Below are 20658 nucleotides of genomic sequence, written 5' to 3'. Positions count from 1 at the left end.
GAATATATCACATTTATATCTTTTTACTAGTATTGTTTTGATTAAATATCTAATTTTCCATAGAATGCATTTTCTAAGATGACTTTCATATCCGCAACTAAAGGTAGTCTAGGGTTTGCTGTTGAACATTGATCTTCATATGCTAGATATGCTAATGATTCACTATGTTCTAAGAAGTCTTTTTCTTCTACGCTTTGACTAGCAAAATTCATGTTAATTCCTAAAGATACTGCTAAGTCATGACATGCTTTAGCAAACATCTTAACGCCTTCTTCTTTAGATTTAGGGTCAAGTCCGATTGCTCTAGCAAGTTCCATGTACTTTTCATCTGCTACATAATGAGTATATTTTGGCCAAGTAGATAGTTTAGCTGGAACTGTACCATTATATAAGACCACATGTGGTAATAAGATTGCATTAATTCTACCATGAGGTATATGATATCTTCCACCAACCTTATGTGCCATAGAGTGAGATATACCTAAGAATGCATTACCAAAAGCCATACCTGCCATGGTAGATGCATTATGCATCTTCTCTCTTGCTTCAAAGTCCAATCCATTATCAAATGCACGTTTTAAATATTTAAACACCATTTTAACCGCTTGAATTGCAAGTGAGTCTGTATAGTCATTAGCAAGTACTGATACGTAAGCTTCTACTGCATGCGTTAATACATCCATACCAGTATCTGCAGTAACAGTTTTTGGTTGAGTAAGGGTGAGTGCAGGGTCAATAATTGCTACAGTTGGTGTTAGTGAGTAATCTGCTAATGGGTATTTTTTAGACTCTTTATTATCAGTGATAACTGCAAAAGGAGTCACTTCACTACCAGTACCTGATGTTGTTGGAATACATACTAATTTAGATTTTCTACCTAAATCAGGATATCTAAATGCACGTTTTCTAATATCCATGAATTTTTGTTTTAAGTCATTAAAGTCTACTTCAGGGTTTTCATAGAATAACCACATAGCTTTTGCAGCATCCATTGGTGAACCTCCACCAATAGCAATAATCGTATCTGGTTGGAAGGATTTCATCAGTTCATATCCTTTATGAACTGTTTCAATCGATGGATCTGCTTCAACATCTGTAAATAGTTGATATACAACATGATTACGTCTTGAACTTAGTTGATCTGTTACTTTTTTAACATAACCCAAGTCAACCATAACTCTATCTGTAACGATAACAACCTTATTAACATCTCTCATTTGTCTTAAGTATTCAATAGAATCTTTTTCAAAGTAAATTTTAGATGGCACCTTAAACCATTGCATATTATTTTTCCTTTCACCGATACGTTTGATATTAAGTAAGTGCACTGCACTTACATTATCAGAAACAGAGTTTTTACCATAGGAACCACACCCTAGTGTAAGTGATGGTATAAATCTGTTATATATATTACCTATGCCACCAAAAGTAGCTGGTGAATTCACTATAATACGTATCGCTTTAAGCGCTAAACCAAAGGTTTTTTTAAGTTCATCATTTTGAGTGTGAATCACTGCAGAGTGCCCTAAACCATCAAGTTCTACCATACTTTTTGCCAGTGCTACACCATGCACTTCATCATTTGATTTAAGGATTGCTAATACTGGTGAGAGTTTTTCTCTTGTAAGTGGTTCTTCTTTACCAACACTCTTACATTCTACTAGTAAAATATTCGTATTTAAAGGAACTTCAAATCCTGCAAGTTCTGCAATGTGATGTGCACCCTTACCTACAACATAAGGATTAAGCTTTACACCATCTGGGAACATAAATGTTTCCAGCATTTGTTTTTGTTCTTTGTTACATAAAAAAGTATGTAACTTTTTGAATTCTGCTAAAGCTTCTTTATAGATTTCTTTATCAATGATAGCTGCTTGTTCAGATGCACACACCATACCATTATCAAATGACTTAGACATGACAATATCATTGATTGCAGTTTTAATGTTTGCAGTTTTTTCAATATATGCTGGTACGTTACCTGCACCTACACCAAGAGCTGGTTTACCACATGAGTAAGCTGCCTTAACCATTGCGTTACCACCAGTTGCTAAGATTGTTGCTACCCCTGGGTGGTTCATAAGCTTGTTTGTATTTTCTAAACTAGGATGTTCAATCCATGAAATACAATTCTTTGGAGCACCTGATTTAATCGCTGCTTCTTTAATAATTCTAGCTGCTTCCTTTGATGAATTTTGCGCATTTGGATGGAACGCAAAGACGATTGGATTTCTAGTTTTAAGTGCAATAAGCGACTTAAATATTGTAGTCGATGTTGGGTTTGTTACTGGTGTAATTGCACAAATTACCCCAACAGGATCCGCTACTTCTGTAATACCTGTTACTGTATTTTCTGATATAATCCCGACAGTTTTTAGGTGTCTCATATGATTGATGACATATTCCACTGAAAATAAATTCTTGGTTGCTTTATCTTCAAATACCCCTCGTTTAGTTTCCTCTACAGCGAGCTTAGCTAAACTACCATGTGCATCAATTGCCTCAACAGAAACCTTGGCTACAATCTCATCAATCTTTTCTTGGGTATAATCCATGTATTCGTCAAGCGCCTCTAAAGCGGACGTGACTAAAAGATCTACCTCGTTTAAGATAAGTGTGTCTTTTTCCATATTAAATTCTCCTTGTGTTATTTGAATTGGTTTTATAGCTCTATTTTATATGAATTTAAAATTAATTCAAATGAAACTATAATGAATACGTTTTCACAATATTTACATTAAAAAGACCACGATTTTTGTGGTCTATTTGCCTTTTATGAAGTAATCAATGCGCTATTTTCTACCAATTAATTTCTTAATGAACTTTTTAATAAAGTCTCTTAAGACTCTAAGTGGGCGACAAAGTTTCATAAATATAAGGTATACATGGTATCTAAAACCTGTAAGTGTTTTTGTCTTACCGTGTTTATAATATTCAAAAACACATCCTTTTATCTGTTCTAAATAAACTTTTTCTACGACAGATTCATTATCACCTGATACTAAAAAGTAGACATCCTTTACCTTTAAAATACGGTGTAGTATGAGTTGGCCATTGAATCTTAAAAATAATATACAATCATTTTTTTTATAATTAGGCGTGCGCTTGATGTAGACTTGTGTGTTTTTTTGATTAAAGAAGGGCCACATACTTACCCCTCTTATTTTAGATACAACAAATCCCTTTTCATTTAATTGGTTTAATATCGTATTTTGTATCATATACTCGATTTCTTTTTGTTTATTTTATTATCATACATATTTCTATCTACAACATCAATGAATTGATCTCGTGTTAAGTCCAAATTTGTTTGATATACATAATGACCATGACTGATACTTAGTTTAAATTTATCATTGATATCTTTAAAATCGTCTAAATCAAATAAAATAGCTGAAAATAGTTTACCGCGTTTTGCACGTATTAGTTTATCATCTAAATAATAATCCATATGCCTTCTATTAAATATGCCAGTTAAGTGATCATATCTTACTTTATTATTTTGGACAAACAAATAAAGCTATATTTACAGTTTGCATAGATTTCTCCCTAATCTATGTAATTATTTATCACACAACAATTATTTTAACATACCTTACATTTAAAACTGTCAATCACTATAATCTAACGCTTTAAATACACATCACTATACTGCATATCCTTTTCGAAAAGATTTTCTATATATGGACAAACAGGATCTATTTTCTTCCCTTCACTTCTAGAAAGTCTTACAACTTCATCGACTAACTTTTGTGCAATACCTTGTCCTCTTAATACTGGATCAACAAATGTATGCGTTGCTGCAATATTTTCACCGATATATTTATAAGTGATTTCTGCAATCATTTTACCCGATTCATCATTTAAATAAAATCGTCCGGGTTCTTGTTTGAACATCATATGTCTACCTCCTACTTAGTTTATAGCTCTATTATAACCTATAAGATAAAAAGGGGTACCTTTTAGTACCCCTCTTTATGATTTTTATGACTGTAAAAACTTTCTCCCCTTGAGTCTTTACAGCCTTGACTAATATATTAGATTACACCTTAATTATACTTTGAAAGTATAAAATATTGAAATTATTAGCATTTTGATATAAAAAGAGACTATTTTTATTAAATAGTCTCTTTTAAAAATGTTTTTTACTTAAATATTATTCGAAATCATCATATACTGGTTTTTTATCTTCTGGTTGATCATAATGGAAGAATTTTTCTTGCAGTATACCTGTACCAGCTGGGATTAATCCACCGATAATGACGTTTTCTTTTAATCCATGTAATTCATCTTTCTTACTTCTAATTGCAGCATCTGTTAAGATTCTTGTAGTTTCTTGGAAGGATGCAGCAGATAAGAAGGAGTCACTTCTTAGAGATGCTCTAGTAATACCTAATAGTATTGGGCGACCAACAGCTAAGCGACCACGGTTTTTAAGTACTTCTTTATTTTCACGTTTGAACTCATCAATAGATACCTCTGTACCCGGTAAGATGTTTGTATCACCTTCAATAATAACCATGATACGACGTAACATTTGACGAATAATAACTTCAACGTGTTTATCTGAAATTTCAACCCCTTGAGCGCGGTAAACTTTTTGAACTTCTTCTAAAATGTAGTTAGATGCTGTTTTAACATCTGTTACACGTAGTAATTCTTTTGGATTAATAGATCCACTAGATAATTTTTGACCTGCAACAACTTCTTGACCTTTTTTAACTAAAGCTTCAATGTTTGGATCAAGCGTGTATTTGTATTCAGTACCTTGAGCATCATTAATTGTAATACTAATTGAACCACCACGACGTGAGATATCTTTAACTTTACCTTCAACTTCTGAGATGGTTGCTTTACCTTTTGGATTACGCGCTTCAAATAACTCTTGAATACGCGGTAAACCTTGAGTAATATCGGCACCAGCAGCAACCCCACCTGTATGGAATGTACGCATGGTTAACTGTGTACCAGGCTCACCAATTGATTGAGCAGCAACAACCCCAATAGCTTCACCAACTTCAACAAATTGGTTTGTAGCTAAGTTAATACCGTAGTCTTTCGCACAAATACCATGACTTGATGTACATGTCATAATACTTCTAATTTCAACTTTTTGCATACCTGATTTAACGATTGCTAAACCAATTTCTTCAGTAATCAGTTCATTACGTTTCACAAATACTTCACCAGTTTTTGGATTTATTATGTCATGAGCAGCAAAGCGGCCATAAATTCTATCGTATAATGGAACGATTTCTTTACCTGACTCATCTTTGATTGCTTCTACATAAACACCGTGGCTTGAACCACAATCATCCTCAACAATAATAACGTCTTGTGATACGTCAACTAAACGACGTGTTAAGTAACCAGATTCTGCGGTCTTAAGCGCGGTATCGGTAGAACCTTTTCTCGCACCGTGGGTGGAGATAAAGAATTCAGATACGGTTAGACCTTCTCTAAATGATGATTGAACAGGAACTTCAATCGTTTCACCCTTAGGGTTACTCATGAGTCCTCTCATACCGACTAACTGTGTAAAGTTAGATACGTTACCACGTGCACCGGAGTCACTCATCATAAAGATATTATTATCTTTGTCGAATTCTTGCATAATACCAGATTGAATATCGTTTTTAACATTTGTCCATTTATCAATAACAAGTTTACGACGTTCTGAATCTGTTAGTAATCCATCTTCGAACCATTCTTCAATTTCATTAATTTCTGCTTCGGTTGCTTCAACCATTTCTTTTTTCTTAGAGTATACGTTGATGTCTGCATAAGAAATAGTAATACCAGCAACAGTTGAATATTTAAATCCTAAGTCTTTTAATTTATCTAACATTCTTGATGTTTCAGAAATGTGGAATAATTTAAATACTTGTGCAATAACCATAGATAAGAATCTCTTCTTAAATGGCTCAGGTGTAGGAATATGTTTTAGTGCATCCTTTGGATTCACACCCTTTTTAATGAAGTAAATGTCCGGTGTCTTTTCACTTAAGTTAGACATTGTAGGTTCATTTACATAAGGGAATGTTTCAGGTAAGATTTCGTTAAAGATAATTTTACCTAATGTAGTAACTAAATACATGTTCTTTTGTTCTTCTGTGAATGTGTCTTTAACTGTTTCTGGTTTAATGATAATTCTTGTATGTAATGAAATATCTTTATTCTGATAAGCAATTTTAACTTCATCAATAGATGAGAAGAACTTACCTTCATGGCGGTGCATTTCTTGGTGTTTTTTAGCTCTTTGTAGATCATCACCAAAATCACGATCTTTAGACTCTTCAATAGTTAGGTAGTAGTTACCTAAAACCATATCTTGAGATGGTGTAACAACTGGTTTACCATCTCTAGGGTTTAAGATGTTATTAGATGCAAGCATTAACAATCTTGCTTCTGCTTGAGCTTCTGGTGATAGTGGTAAGTGAACTGCCATTTGGTCCCCGTCAAAGTCCGCGTTAAACGCAGGCGTTACAAGCGGGTGTAGACGAATCGCTTTACCATCAATTAACTTCACTTCGAATGCTTGAATACCAAGTCTATGTAGCGTTGGCGCACGGTTAAGTAATACTGGGTGCTCACGTACAACTTTTTCTAAAGCACGCCATGTATCATCATCGCGTCTTTCGTATTTAGCGTTCGCATTTTTCTTTTCTGCACCATGTGTTAATTGTAATTCACGTAAAATAAATGGTTTAAATAAAGTGATTGCCATTTCACGTGGAATACCACATTGGTACATTTCTAAGTCTGGACCAACAATAATAACTGAACGTCCAGAGTAGTCCACACGTTTACCTAATAAGTTTTGACGGAAACGTCCTTGTTTACCACGTAGTAAATCAGATAATGATTTTAAGTGGCGGTTACGTTCAACAGCAGCCTTCTTACCGCGTTTTGCGTTATCAAATAATGCATCTACTGCTTCTTGTAACATACGTTTTTCGTTCTTAGTAATTAAACGAGGAGCCATTTGTTCTTTTTGTTTCTTTAGACGGTTGTTTCTATTTAAGATTCTTCTATATAAGTCGTTAAGGTCGGTTGTTGCAAATCTACCACCATCTAGTGGAACCATTGGGCGTAAATCTGGTGGAATGACTGGAATAACATCCATAACCATCCATTCAGGTTTATTGTCTGACTGGTTAAATGCTTCAACTACATCTAAACGTTTAATAATACGATCACGTTTTTGTTTAGAACTTGTTTTTAAGCGTCTTCTTAAACTCTTAACTTCTTTATCTAAATCTAGATCTTGAAGTAATTTTTTAACCGCTTCAGCACCAGTAAGTGCTGTAAATCTTGAACCATATTCTTCAACTAGTAAAGAATAGTCTTGTTCAGATAAGATTTGTTTTTTAGCAAGTGGTGTATTTTGACCTGGGTCAGTAACAATATAACTTGCATGGTAAACAACTTCTTCTAATTGTTTAGCTTTAATACCTAATAGGATTGCTAATCTTGAAGGAGAGTTTTTTAAGTACCATGTATGCACAACAGGTGCTTCTAAGTTAATATGTCCCATACGTTCACGACGTACTTTTGACTCAGTAATTTCGATACCACATTTCGGACAAATTTGTCCTTTGTTTACAGTTTGTTTTTTACCACAAGCACATTGATAATCTCTTGTAGGTCCAAAAATTCTTTCATCAAATAGTCCACCCGGTTCAGGTTTTGATGTTCTATAGTTAATGGTTTCATGGTTAATAACTTCACCATAAGACCAGTTTCTAATTTCATCAGGACTAGCAAGTCTTACCTTAAAGTGTGTAAATGCTTTAGAACCATATGTTTTACGAATTGGTTGAATTATCTTGTTGACTCTGTCTTCAACAGATACTTCTTGAGGAATTAAAACTTCCTCAAAAACTTCTGTTGATACATTCTCAGTTGATAATTTTTCTTCGCGATATAGTTCAAATAAATCGTTGATTTCTTTTAATAAGAACTCATCGTCTTTAAACACGTGATAAAGTGTTGATTTGTCATATTTTGTTAATGCTTCTAAATCTTTAATACCTGCTGTTTCAAGTACGGAAACAACTTCATCTGATAATGATAAATCTCTTACATCTCTTGGTAATTTGTAATAAATTAATGTTGGAAGGACTTCATTAAAAGAATCACCCAATAACATTTGAAGTTCTTTTAAGTTAAATGTATTGAAATCTTCTAAACGACTAATACCAGATAGTTTTAATCTATCTAATGCAGTTTGACTTAATTTTAAAGAATCTACAGGTAAGGATAATACTTCGTTCTTAGCCATGATTAAAACCTCCCTTTGTTAAAACCTTTGGACGAGTTGTCTACTAAAGACTTGATCGCCTCATTTTCTCCCTTGTTTGCATCAATAAGTTCTACATATAAGCCTAGGGCTTGAAGTTCTCTTGTTAATACTCTAAAGGATTCAGGAATACTAGCTTTTGGTATTTCTTGTCCGTGTGTAATTGCATAATACACTTTATTACGTCCAATCATATCATCTGATTTAATTGTTAACATTTCTTGAAGTGTATGTGCAGCACCATATGCATAAAGTGCCCAAACTTCCATCTCCCCGAAACGTTGTCCACCATTTTGAGCTTTACCACCCATTGGTTGTTGTGTAACTAATGTATAAGGTCCAACGTTTCTAGCATGTAGTTTATCATCAACCATATGCGATAGTTTGATCATGTACATTACACCAACTGAAATACGGTTGTTATAAGGTTCTCCGGTACGACCATCATATAATGTAGTCTTACCATCTGGTGCAATACCAGCTTCTTCCATGATTGCGCCTAACTCATCGTTAGTCACACCATCGAATACTGGAGATGCAACTTTAATACCTAATTTTTGAGCAGAAATTCCTAAGTGAATCTCTAAGATTTGTCCAATGTTCATACGTGATGGAACCCCTAGTGGGTTTAACATGATATCAACATATGTTCCATCTGCTAAATATGGCATATCTTCTCTTGGTAAAATTTTAGAAATAACACCTTTATTACCGTGACGTCCAGCCATTTTATCACCTTCAGTGATTTTACGCTTTTTAGCCACATATACTCTAATTTGCTCATTTACACCAGTTGGTAATTGATCGCCATTTTTCTTGCTGAAGTATTGAACAGATTGAACCACTCCACCGCCACCATGAGGTACGCGTAGAGATGAATCTCTATATTCTTTAGCTTTATCACCAATAACAGCGTGAATTAGTTTTTCTGATGGCGTTGGTTCAAATACACCTTTAGGTGTGATTTTACCAACTAAGATGTCGCCTTCTTTAACTTCTGAACCTGGTACGATAATACCGCGCTCATCTAAGAATTTAATCGCTTCTTGACCAACGTTAGGAATTTCTCTTGTGATTTCTTCTTTACCGTTAGCTTGTTTTAAATCTCTTGTTTCAATTTCATATTCGTCAATGTGAATCGATGTATATACGTCATGTTTGACTAGGTCTTCACTCATGATGACAGCATCTTCATAATTATAACCTTCCCATGTCATGAATGCCACGGTTACGTTACGTCCTAATGCTAATTCACCTTTTTCAGTTGAAGGACCATCAGCAATGACATCGCCTGCATCAACATATTCACCTTGCATAACGATTGGTTTTTGTAAGATTAATGTATCTTGATTCGATCTAAAGAATTGAATTAAATCATATTGATCATTTTGGACTGATTTGGTTTCGTATAATTTCTTAGCGATACCGTAATCAAATTCTCCACCCACTTTATAAAGTGTTTTAGATCCAGACTTAATTGTATCCGTAGGTTCTGGTGTAATGATAATCTTCTTACCATCGACATAGGTTACATAACCTGAGTTTTTAGCAATGACTACAGCACCAGAGTCTTTAGCTGCACGGTATTCAACACCTGTACCAACAATTGGAGATGTAGGTTGTAATAAAGGTACTGCTTGACGTTGCATGTTCGCACCCATAAGTGCACGAGAAGCATCATCGTGTTCTAGGAATGGAATAGATGATGTCGCAACAGATACAACCTGTTTTGGACTAACGTCCATTGCAGTGATTTCATTAGCATCATAAATACCAGTTTCACCATTACGTCTTGCAATAACTCTATTTTCAATGAATAAACCATGTTCATCCATTGGTGTAGCAGCAGATGCAATCACGTGATCTGATTCTTCGTCAGCAGTTAAGTAAATAACTTCTTTAGTTACTGATGTTTCATTTCCGTTTTGTACAACTTTTAAGAAAGGAGTTTTAATAAAGCCGTATTCATCGACTTTAGCGTATGTAGCAAGTGATGAGATTAAACCAATTGAAGGACCTTCAGGTGTTTCAATTGGACAAAGTCTACCGTAGTGAGAGTTATGCACGTCACGTACTTCAACCCCAGCTCTATCTCTTGCAATACCACCAGTACCTAACGCAGATACTCTACGTTTTTGAGTTAACTCAGCTAGTGGATTAATTTGGTCCATGAATTGTGATAATTGTGATGAACCAAAGAATGTTTTAATAGCACCTACAAGTGGTGTCATGTTAATAACATTTGCAGGAGTTGCATCATTAAAGTTTGTTGTAGACATCTTATCTTTGATGTTCTTTTCAGCTCTTGCTAAACCAATTCTAAATTGGTTTTTTAATAGTTCTCCAATTAATCTTAGACGTCTGTTACCTAAGTGGTCGATATCATCTACATTCCCTAAACCTTCATATAGATTTAGGAAGTATGAAATACTTGCAACAATATCAGATACTGCTACAAAGATTCTATCTTCTCTTTGGTCACTACCGATAATGCGGATAACGTTTGATTTATCGCCTGCATCATCATATACATATACATCAAGAATTTCAGAAATAACGCCTTGGCGTAATGATTCTTTTTTGTAAACATCTTCTGTTAAGAAGTACTTGATTACTTTTTCATCAATTGAATGTCTATTTTTTCTTAAGTTTGTTAAAACTTCTTCAGTAATCGCTTCATTTTTCTTAACTAAAATTTCACCAGTTTTTAAGTTAACAACATTTTCTTTAGCATAAAGTGTGTTACCACCTTCTGGTAAAGTAGTTGCTAATATTTCATCAGCGGTTTCGTTTTGTAAGTTATTTTCTTTAGTAATTAATTGTTTTCTAAAAGCGTCACGGTTTTGGTCTAATAATTGAATGACTTCTTTTGTAAGGTGTGTATCTTTAGCAACTAATACTTCACCATCTAAGATGATATCATTTGCTAAGTATGTACCTTCTGCTCTTGCTAATACGTCTAGTTTCTTATTGAATTTATAACGTCCTACTTTAGCTAGATCATAACGTCTAGCATCAAATAAGCGCATTCTAATGAATTCGCGTGCTGCATCAGCTGGAACTTTTTCACCTTGACGTAGTTTTGAGTAAAGATCAATAACCGCTTCATTTGGTGATTTGGTTTCATCTTTTTCAAAAGTGTTGGTAATTAAGCTTGAGCGACCAAAAGCTTCTTCAATATCTTTTTTAGTAGTAAACCCTAATGCTCTAATGAAAGTTGTTAATGGTACTTTCTTAGAACGGTCAAGTTTAGCATATAAAATCTCTTTAGAACCTTGTTCAAACTCTATCCAAGCACCACGTGTTGGGATAACTTGTGCAGAGTACTTAATTTGGTTTATTTTTTTATCCAATTCAGATGTATAATAAACACCTGATGAACGTACAATTTGGGATACAACTACACGTTCAGCGCCATTAATGATAAAAGTCCCTGATGGTGTCATCATAGGAAGGTCTGTCATTAATACGGTGGATTCTCTTACTTCACCTGTAATTGCGTTTTCTAATTTAACTCTAGCAGATAATTGTCTAGAATAGTTTAGATCACGAATTTTGGTTTCAATAGTAGAATACTTTGGTTCGGATAATGAACTCTCCTCAAAGTAGAGTTTCAAGTCACCATTGTGTCCTTCAATTGGTGAAATGTCTTTTAACAGTTCATCAATACCAGTTTCTACAAACTCCTCAAAGGATTTAGTCTGTATCTCGATAAGATTCGGCAGTTCAACCTGATGTAACATTTTTGAATAATCACGTCGTTCTGCTTTTTTTCCGTATTTTACGGTTTTATAACTCATGAATCCACACTCCTATCGTTATTTAAAATTCTTGTGTTGGGCTTCATTTATATATATAAATATATAAAAACCCCATTTCTATGCATTTTATAATTTTACCACATTGTATACAATAGTGTCAATATAAATGGTGGTTTTCATCTCTTTTGTGCGCATATCACATAAAAACCCTTATGTCGTTTGACAAGTTCTACTTCTTCATAAATTGTTGATAAATAATCTATAGTAGATTTAGCACCTTGATCTTTTCTAACGACTATCCACAATTGTCCAGATGTATTTAAATGTTTATAGGCATCTTTATATAAGTTGTATATTGTAGCTTTACCCGTTCGAATTGGTGGGTTAGATACGATACAATCAAATGTTTTGTCTACATGACTGAATAAATTTGACTCATACACGTTTGTTTCAACTTGGTTGAGTTTATTGTTTTTAATATTAAGTTCTAGTGCACGTGTATTAATATCTATTTGAGTAACATCCAAGGTCGGATGTACTTTTTTTAAGATAATACCTATCACACCAATGCCTGAACCCACATCCAGTAGGCTTGTTGCATGAGTAGGTATATCTAAATTGGTTATAAGTGCGTATGAACCAGTATCTAAGTGGCCTTTACTAAAAACACCTTTATCTGATAAAAATGTAAATTTTTGATCAAACATTTCGACTTGATACGTAGTTTCTTCACTGATTAAATTGGGATCATTTTTAAAGTAATGCGACATAAATTCACCTATAAAAAAGAAGTGAAAAAACCCGAGTAACCTCAGGTTTTTAAACAATCATTTAAATTAAATTAAACAATTTCAACGACTGCGCCAGCTGCTTCAAATTTAGCTTTAAGAGCTTCTGCTTCGTCTTTCTTAGCGTTTTCTTTAATTACAGCGTCAGCAGTTTCAACTAATTTCTTAGCTTCAACTAGACCTAATCCAGTTACTTCACGAGTTACTTTAATAACTTCGATTTTCTTGTCACCGAATGATTTTAATACTACGTTGAATTCAGTTTTTTCTTCAACTTCAGCTGCTGCTGCAGGACCTGCTGCTACTGCTACTGCTGATGGGTCAATACCAAATTCTTCTTTTAATCCGTCTACTAGTTCTTTAATTTCTAATAAAGACATTTCTTTTAAAGCTTCTACGAAAGCTTGTTTTGTTAATTTAGCCATGTGTAATTTCTCCTTAAATTATTCTTTAGTTTCTAATAGCATATTTAATCCAATAGCTATTTCTTTTACTGGCATTAATAGACCAGCCGCTAGTTGTGTTAATAAAGTTTCTCTTGATGGTAGGTTTGCAAGTGCCATAATTGCTACTTGGTCAGCTACTTTAGCTTCAATAACACCAGATGTTATCACAACCGTTTTGTTTTTCTTTGCGAATTCATTAATGATCTTAGCTGGAGCTACAACATCATCATATGATATTGCAACTGCTAAAGGACCTGTTAATGATGGTTCTAAAGCATCGAATCCTGCATTGATTGCGGCACGTCTTGTGATATTGTTTTTGTAAACTTTTAAATCGATGTTTTCTTTATGTAATTCTGATCTTAGTGATGTTAAATTTGCAACAGATAATCCTTTGTATTCAAACATAACAATTGTTTTAGCCATTTTGAATTTATCAGTTAATGTTGCCACTTGATCGACTTTACGTTGAAGTTGTTTCTTCATGAGTGCCTCCTTTTGTAAGGTTTTGATTTTGGATTTCATTTTTAATAAATAAAATCCCTCTTAATATATAAAGACATATAAAGAGAGAAAATAAGTTCCAGGTTTATTTTTCCTCGGTAGCAAATTAAGTGGATACCACAGCTACTGTCTTTGGTAAATATTTAATTTATTGTTTGTCTTACTTTTTGATATTGCCTTCTTCAACCATGATGCCAGGGCCCATAGTTGTTGAAAGAGCGATTTTTTTGATATATGTACCTTTAACCGTAGCTGGTTTAATACGTACTAATTGATTGTAAATAGCTAACATGTTTTCATGTAGTTTATTTGAATCAAATGATACTTTACCGATTGGTGCATGGATGTTACCTACTTTATCTGTACGATATTCGATTTTCCCTGCTTTAATTTCTTCTACAGCTTTAGCAACGTCTAATGTAACAGTTCCGGTTTTAGGGTTTGGCATTAATCCTTTAGGACCTAATACTCTACCTAATTTACCTAATTGAGCCATCATATCTGGTGTTGCTACCATAACGTCGAAATCAAACCAACCTTTACCAATCTTATCGATTAACTCTACATCGCCTGCTTCCATTGCGCCAGCTGCTAAAGCTTCTTTAGCTTTTTCTGGTTTTGCAATAACGACAACTCTAACTGACTTACCAGTACCATGAGGTAAGCTAATAGCTCCTCTAAGGTTTTGGTCAGCTTTTCTAGGGTCAACGTTTAAGCGGAATGCGACTTCGACGGTTGCATCAAACTTAGCAACAGATGTTTTTTTAGCAAGTTCTACAGCTTCTAAACCAGTATAAGCAACTGATTTATCGTATAACTTAACTGCTTCTAAGTATTTCTTTCCTCTTTTCATGAAATTCCTCCTAAATGTGGTATAACGGGATATCCTCCCACAATTTAGAAACTTTAAAGTTCTAAATTATTCTGAAACTATAATGCCCATTTGTTTTGCAGTACCTTCGATGATCTTAGATGCTGCTTTCACATCGTATGCGTTTAAATCCGGCATTTTCATTTTTGCAACTTCTTCTAACTGTGCTCTAGTGATTGTAGCAACTTTATCTTTCTTTGGATTACTTGCTCCAGCTTTGATATTTGCTGCTTTCTTTAGTAAGTCAGAAGCAGGTGGAGTTTTTGTTTCAATTGAGAATGTTCTGTCATCATAAACAGAGATTACAACTGGTACAATATAACCAACCATATTTTGAGTCATATCGTTAAATTGTTTAACAAATTGCGGAATGTTAACTTGAGCTTGCCCGAGTGCTGGACCAACGGGTGGAGCTGGAGTTGCTTTACCGCCAGGAATTTGCAACTTAACTTGTTTGACTACTTTTTTCTTTTCTGCCATAACACGACCTCCTTCTTTTGTAATAAGTATGTGGTACGAATATTTCTCCCACTATGGTGTGTTTACACGCGTGAATATTCTATCATTATTGAGTGTGTATGTCAACAAGAAAAGTTTGATGTCTCCGCATTTTCACACACACTAAAAAAGTTGTGAAATTTTTGCAACATATCATCTTACAATCTTTCAACACTTTTAGAAAATATACTGCTATAATAAAGTCGAATATAGGTCTTACTAGAGAGGTTCTTACAATGAAGCAGATTAGAAGTTATAATACTTTACCAGATGGATACAAAGAAGTCTTAAATATCAATCTAAGAAATAAAAAGATATTTGTTTTCTTAAATGTGGCTTCTGTTTTACTTATACTACCCTTCGTATTAGCATACATCATATACCTTGAACTTAATCCAGATTTATCACCTGTCAAACTTGAAGTGTTAAGCATACTGATGTATGTTAGTATGGCTTTAATAATGATTTTCGTACATGAACTTATACATGGTATCTTCTTTAAACTAGGTACTAAAGAAAAGATTAGTTATAAATTCCACGGATGGGCAGCATCTGCATCCGTAGAAGGTATCTATTTTTACAAAAACCATTATATACTAACAGGCATAGCACCTTTTATACTTATTACACCGCTTCTTGTTGCATCCATTTATTCATTTCCAACACATTCCTTAGGCTTCTATATATTGTTAGCCATGCATACATCCGGTTGTATAGGAGATTTCTACGTCATATTTAAACTACTTAAATATAGTCCAGATACCCTTATCCATGATTATGGTATCGGGATGACATTTTATAAAAAATAATAAGTAACCAATCCATTCAAGTCATTTGCTTGAATGGATTTTATTTTGGGATATTGTTGTAAAGTAACATAGTTACCAAGAAGTGCCTACTTCCTAAAAGATACTATGACTGTTATAATGAACTCGTAACATAAGAAATACTTTAGGAGGTTATATTATGAAAAATTTTCACTCTAATCAATTTATGCAAGTAACAGATGTTACTTTAATGGTTTCAAACATTGAAACATCACTAAAGTTTTACCAAGAAGTCTTTGGGTTTAAACTACTAGAAAAAATTGATAACAACTATAAATTAGGTACATACACAAATACGCATTTAATTACATTAACCTATAATCCGCTAGCAACACCAAAACAACGTACAACGGGTCTATATCACTTCGCGATACTACTTCCTTCAAGAGCACACTTAGGACAATTCATTAAGCATATGATTGAAACTAAAACACCTGTAACCGGTGGTGCTGATCATGGTATTAGTGAAGCACTTTACTTAGATGATCCAGATGGTAATGGTATTGAGATTTATGCAGATAAACCGGAAAATGAATGGCCAAGATTTGATGATGTTGTAAACAGTCCAATGGACTATCAAGACTTAGTTGATAAAGCAGTACAAACACCATTCACTAAAATTCCTGATGAAACCATCATGGGACACATCCATTTACATGTAGCCAACATGAAAGCAGCAAGAACTTTCTTCATTGATATATTAGGATTTCAAAACACTATGGAGTATGGTCCACAAGCAGCATTCGTAAGTGATTTAGGTTATCACCACCATATTGGTTTTAATATATGGAATGGTCAAAATATACCAAACAACCCAGATAACGCGATTGGTTTGAAGTCTTACACATTATATGTACCAAAAGATAAATATAATGCCTTAATAGAACGTTTAAATAACGCTAATATCACATTAAATCAAGATAACGACAAAGTATTCATTAAAGACGTAAACAACGTTAAAGTGTATTTAACAACTGATTTTAGATAAAGTTATTTAAGTGGTCTACAAAGTTTATAGTAGACCACTTTTTAATGCAATATCGGAAAATAATTTCCCGATACATTTTATAAAATGTATGGTAATGAGTAGTTATCTATATATAGAAATAACCCAATCACATGAATGTGATTGGGTTATTATGGTTACGTATATTTAATTATGGTTGAATAATAATACCTGATCCATCTGTAACTACAGTAGGTAAGTTACCATCCCATACATCATAGTAAAGTTGTTTAATAACAATTGTAGAAACCTCTTGAATGGTTAAATATCCGCCTGTACCATTTGTCTCAAACTGTAGGTCATACATTGTTTGAATTGCTTTTGCTTTATCTTGAATGATTTGTTCAATTTCAGTACCTGCATCTACATCATCAATATAATAAAATTCCTATCAAATCTGATAGGAATTTAAGATGTATTTTAGTTTTTAATTGTAATAAAACCTAAGTGTGTTTGATCATCTTTTTCAAATGTATATGAAAATATTAAAGATGTTCTTTCACTTTCTTTTTCAAATGCTATTTTTAGAAAACTAGCCTTGATTGTGAGTACATCATTTACATATGTATAGTCCCTTGAAGTAATAGCATATCCATTAAGGCTTTTAAATGTATAACCTAAACTAGCAAAGGAAAGTTTTATGTCATCCTTAAAGTTTGTTGTTATATCTTTACTTGATATCATGTATGGTTTTTGATCTGTAAAACTTACAACCACCTCAAGTTCCGTGGAGTACAGTGAATCAAGGTAGCCTTTAGCTCTTGCAACAACACGAACCTTATATACACCTTCATGTAGGAAGGTGTAGCTATTCGTATTTACAATTGCATTAAGTCCTTCTGCAATAATAATGTAACTTGTAGCATGCTCTACTTCATCAAAGGTTAAAGTTGCAATTTCAAATTTTAGGTTTGTCGGTGTTTCCAATCTTGTAGTTGGTTTATTTTCTACACACCCAATTAATATAAGAATCATTACAACACTTAAGACTAAGCTAAGTTTTTTCATCATATCATTCCATCCTTGTTTTTAATCTTATTAATAATTACTATTTGTTGAAGTAAAACCACCAAATTTATATACCAAGTTATCATCAGATTCACTTATTTTTAGTATATATTTTTGAGTTTGTAAACCATTTGGAGTTTCATTATAATACAAGCCAAATGTATAGTTAACTAAAGTACCTTCTTCTTTACTTGAGTATATATATTCCATGAGTACTTTACTATGTACACGAACTCTCATCTCTTGTTTATTTTTATGAATAGTGTACTATAGTTTTGAATCAACAATCTTATAGTGTAAGGTAAATGTGTAATAATAGTATCTCCCACCACGATACTCATTATAACTAAAACTAAACGAACTTACTGTTGATTGATTATAATCGGGTTCATCCAGTGTGATCTCTTTTAAATTTTTTTCTATCACATTGATTTTTTGTTTAATTGAATTTAATTCATTCTTTGTTGTAAGTGTTGTTTGGAAAGTCCGTTCATCTTCACCAATAAACACATAACTATAACTTATGTCACGATTATTATTTGTAGTACAACCTACTAATATGAATAGAAAGCACAAACCTATGAGTATCATTATTTTTTTTCATTTTGTAAATCCCCTATTTTTATTATACAAAGATTTAATCTATCTCTATATATTTTTATACACCTAACATCATATTGTAACATATTTAAGTTGATTAATATAATGGTTATCTGTATTGAGCTCTACATAAATCTAGTTATGTTTAATAAAAACGCTATGAACTTATCTATGATTCTATTTTGATTACATAAACTCATTAAAAGCAGCAATACACATTCATATGTGATTGCTGCTTTTAATAATTGATTATTAACTTATTATGCCCAAATTTTATCGACAAGTTCTGGATGATCAATAAAAGGATTTCTATTATTTTGGAATCCATATATTAGATTATTTCTATTGATTTCAAAATCATCTACTGGATCTAGTTCATGCCACTGGAGCAGTGTTGCTAAATCACCTATCTTAGATAAGTTGGTTAAACTACCCCATCTAATATCCATGTAGAATAAGATTCTAGCAACATCCCCTCTATGGTGATCACCTGGATACCATTTTGAGTTGTAGTTACCAAAACCACCTGCATTATATACTTGGTTAATAAATAAGTTGTTACTTCTTGTAGAGTTTACGGTTGTGTCGGCAGCTCTTAAGTTATGTAAGTCTGCATCAATACCTCTTGTTGAATTTCCTGGATCATAACTACCTGTACCAAATAAAGATTTAGCCCAAACGTGTTCTCTGTTCCAAGTTGCTCCATAATCCCATGTTGCTAGTGCATATCCTTCATCAGGATATCCACTACTTACAGATCCCTTTAAAGTATCTGTATAAATTAAATATAAGTAGTCTGTATTACGTCCTATCCATGCATCGGTTTGTTCTAGATGATATCTAGCCGCACCATATGTTGTTGTAGTATATTGTCCTGTATTATTTAGGACAGTATACAATTCATCTTCTAGTGCTTGCCCACTAAGTCCATTAATAGACTCATAATATCCTGTATAACCATCTACACCATCACTCACAATAATTGTTATAACTTTGGTAGCTATATTTCCGGATTCATCTGCTGCAGTGAATTCCACTTCATAGGTATCGGTTGACGTGAATATATATTGACTTGTAGTACTATTATAGAATTGATTGATAAGTGTAGTATCTACATCTATAAATGAAATGTCACCATCAACATTATCTACTGCAGTTGCAGTAGGTAATGTCCATGAATCCCCTACTGAGAGTCGAACCGGACTTACGCCCGGTTCTAATGTAATTATTGGCGATTCGTTATCTTCAGTAGGGTTTGTTACTGGGGGTTTGATTTAACTACAACTTCTATCCAGTAATAAGTTAACGCTCCACTGGATTGGAACTTCACTGAATTACTTTCAAAACCTAATATCACAATTCCACTATCTTTAGGGGAAGATGATGTTGAAACTCCACTTACTACAATTTTAGTTTGACTTGTATTTTTTAGATTGATGGCAGTTAAAGTTCTGTCACTACCACTTGCAGAACCCATTAGAACTTGAACAGAATAAACGTAATATCCTTCATTAGCAATAAACTCTAATGCGTTAGTAGAACCATTTGTACCAAAAGTTGTTGATGAAGCTTTATTGGTTTTTCCGTCCCATTGACCATGGCTTTCTAAATAGAGAACATCAACGTAACTTGTGCCTTTTGGTGTCACATTCTTTTCTGGGGTTAATCTAAATGTATAAGTTTCACCAACTACTGGCTCTTCACCATCGGTTACTGTAATTTGAACAACAACTTCAGCGACATTACCTTTTAAGTCAGTAGCTGTGTAGATAACATCATATGTACCAGCAACTTCTAAATTAACATCACTTGCATCAACTGCTACTTGAACAACACCATCTACATCATCCGTTGCTGACACACCAGCTAAGTAGTTTGGAGCTGTTGAACCGATTACATAAGTGATATCTTTAGCACCGCTAATTACAGGTGCTACTGTATCTTCACCTGGTGTAACTGAGCCAGTTCCACCATAAGTTATATCAATAGATATAATCCAGATTTGACCTGATTTAGAACCTGTTGTTGTATTCTTTAAACTAAACTC

The 20658-nt window shown here is 33.5% G+C and carries 18 protein-coding genes, 1 pseudogene and 1 other annotated feature; of the genes and pseudogenes, 2 read left to right on the top strand and 17 right to left on the bottom strand.

Translation table 11 applies throughout. From position 1 onward, the window contains the following. Positions 1–41: 41 nt before the first annotated feature. The 11 genes from adhE to rplK form a co-directional block, all read right to left on the bottom strand. Positions 42–2630, bottom strand: a complete 2589-nt coding sequence (gene adhE / locus IY230_RS02285; RefSeq protein ID WP_196369725.1) for a bifunctional acetaldehyde-CoA/alcohol dehydrogenase — start codon at positions 2628–2630, stop codon at positions 42–44. Positions 2631–2792: 162 nt separating this feature from the next. Continuing rightward, positions 2793–3221: a S24/S26 family peptidase gene (locus IY230_RS02280; RefSeq protein WP_196369724.1), complete on the bottom strand. Its 429-nt coding sequence runs from the start codon at positions 3219–3221 to the stop codon at positions 2793–2795. Then, positions 3218–3514, bottom strand: a complete 297-nt coding sequence (locus IY230_RS02275) for a GGDEF domain-containing protein (protein WP_269059428.1) — start codon at positions 3512–3514, stop codon at positions 3218–3220. The genes IY230_RS02280 and IY230_RS02275 overlap by 4 nt, the downstream gene beginning before the upstream one ends. A gap of 110 nt (positions 3515–3624) precedes the next feature. After that, positions 3625–3900 carry a GNAT family N-acetyltransferase gene (locus IY230_RS02270; RefSeq protein WP_196369722.1) on the bottom strand — a complete coding sequence of 92 codons (276 nt, stop codon included), beginning with the start codon at positions 3898–3900 and terminating at the stop codon, positions 3625–3627. 256 nt (positions 3901–4156) lie between these two features. Continuing rightward, complete coding sequence (rpoC, locus tag IY230_RS02265) at positions 4157–8284, bottom strand: DNA-directed RNA polymerase subunit beta' (protein ID WP_196369721.1); 4128 nt, start codon at positions 8282–8284, stop codon at positions 4157–4159. 2 nt (positions 8285–8286) lie between these two features. Next, positions 8287–12102 (bottom strand): DNA-directed RNA polymerase subunit beta, encoded by a 3816-nt coding sequence (gene rpoB / locus IY230_RS02260; RefSeq protein WP_196369720.1) that lies wholly within the window; start codon positions 12100–12102, stop codon positions 8287–8289. A gap of 137 nt (positions 12103–12239) precedes the next feature. Continuing rightward, on the bottom strand, positions 12240–12833 hold the full coding sequence (locus IY230_RS02255) for a class I SAM-dependent methyltransferase (protein WP_196369719.1): 594 nt from the start codon (positions 12831–12833) through the stop codon (positions 12240–12242). Between the two features lie 71 nt (positions 12834–12904). Beyond that, on the bottom strand, positions 12905–13276 hold the full coding sequence (rplL, locus tag IY230_RS02250) for a 50S ribosomal protein L7/L12 (protein WP_012242126.1): 372 nt from the start codon (positions 13274–13276) through the stop codon (positions 12905–12907). Positions 13277–13294: 18 nt separating this feature from the next. Then, the gene (gene rplJ, locus IY230_RS02245) at positions 13295–13783 is read right to left on the bottom strand and encodes a 50S ribosomal protein L10 (protein ID WP_012242125.1); all 489 of its coding nucleotides are present in this window, start codon (positions 13781–13783) and stop codon (positions 13295–13297) included. A 39-nt stretch (positions 13784–13822) separates the two neighbouring features. Then, positions 13823–13955 (bottom strand) — a sequence feature (ribosomal protein L10 leader region). Positions 13956–13961: 6 nt separating this feature from the next. Beyond that, on the bottom strand, positions 13962–14654 hold the full coding sequence (rplA, locus tag IY230_RS02240) for a 50S ribosomal protein L1 (protein ID WP_196369718.1): 693 nt from the start codon (positions 14652–14654) through the stop codon (positions 13962–13964). 66 nt (positions 14655–14720) lie between these two features. Then, positions 14721–15152 (bottom strand): 50S ribosomal protein L11, encoded by a 432-nt coding sequence (rplK, locus tag IY230_RS02235; protein WP_012242123.1) that lies wholly within the window; start codon positions 15150–15152, stop codon positions 14721–14723. A gap of 254 nt (positions 15153–15406) precedes the next feature. On the opposite strand from rplK, the gene IY230_RS02230 reads away from it, so the two are divergent. Then, positions 15407–15979 (top strand): DUF3267 domain-containing protein, encoded by a 573-nt coding sequence (locus tag IY230_RS02230; protein WP_196369717.1) that lies wholly within the window; start codon positions 15407–15409, stop codon positions 15977–15979. 157 nt (positions 15980–16136) lie between these two features. After that, positions 16137–16985 (top strand): VOC family protein, encoded by an 849-nt coding sequence (locus IY230_RS02225; RefSeq protein ID WP_196369716.1) that lies wholly within the window; start codon positions 16137–16139, stop codon positions 16983–16985. 169 nt (positions 16986–17154) lie between these two features. On the opposite strand, the gene IY230_RS02220 is transcribed toward IY230_RS02225, so the two are convergent. From IY230_RS02220 to IY230_RS02195, 6 genes and pseudogenes are all read right to left on the bottom strand, one after another. Then, positions 17155–17310, bottom strand: coding sequence for a hypothetical protein (locus IY230_RS02220; RefSeq protein ID WP_196369715.1), 156 nt, complete (start codon positions 17308–17310; stop codon positions 17155–17157). Between the two features lie 113 nt (positions 17311–17423). Next, positions 17424–18014, bottom strand: coding sequence for a hypothetical protein (locus IY230_RS02215; protein ID WP_196369714.1), 591 nt, complete (start codon positions 18012–18014; stop codon positions 17424–17426). A 27-nt stretch (positions 18015–18041) separates the two neighbouring features. Then, the gene (locus IY230_RS02210) at positions 18042–18221 is read right to left on the bottom strand and encodes a hypothetical protein (RefSeq protein WP_196369713.1); all 180 of its coding nucleotides are present in this window, start codon (positions 18219–18221) and stop codon (positions 18042–18044) included. Positions 18222–18278: 57 nt separating this feature from the next. Next, positions 18279–18521: a hypothetical protein gene (locus tag IY230_RS02205; protein ID WP_196369712.1), complete on the bottom strand. Its 243-nt coding sequence runs from the start codon at positions 18519–18521 to the stop codon at positions 18279–18281. 350 nt (positions 18522–18871) lie between these two features. Next, the gene (locus tag IY230_RS02200) at positions 18872–19648 is read right to left on the bottom strand and encodes an endonuclease I family protein (RefSeq protein WP_196369711.1); all 777 of its coding nucleotides are present in this window, start codon (positions 19646–19648) and stop codon (positions 18872–18874) included. Between the two features lie 221 nt (positions 19649–19869). Beyond that, positions 19870–20658, bottom strand: a pseudogene (locus IY230_RS02195) (hypothetical protein); the annotation flags it as partial.

Source organism: Acholeplasma laidlawii (assembly GCF_015709225.1).
Classification (GTDB): domain Bacteria; phylum Bacillota_I; class Bacilli_A; order Acholeplasmatales; family Acholeplasmataceae; genus Acholeplasma; species Acholeplasma laidlawii_A.
The sequence above is the reverse complement of the archived record's forward strand: the minus strand, read 5'-3'. Positions and strand labels throughout refer to the sequence as shown.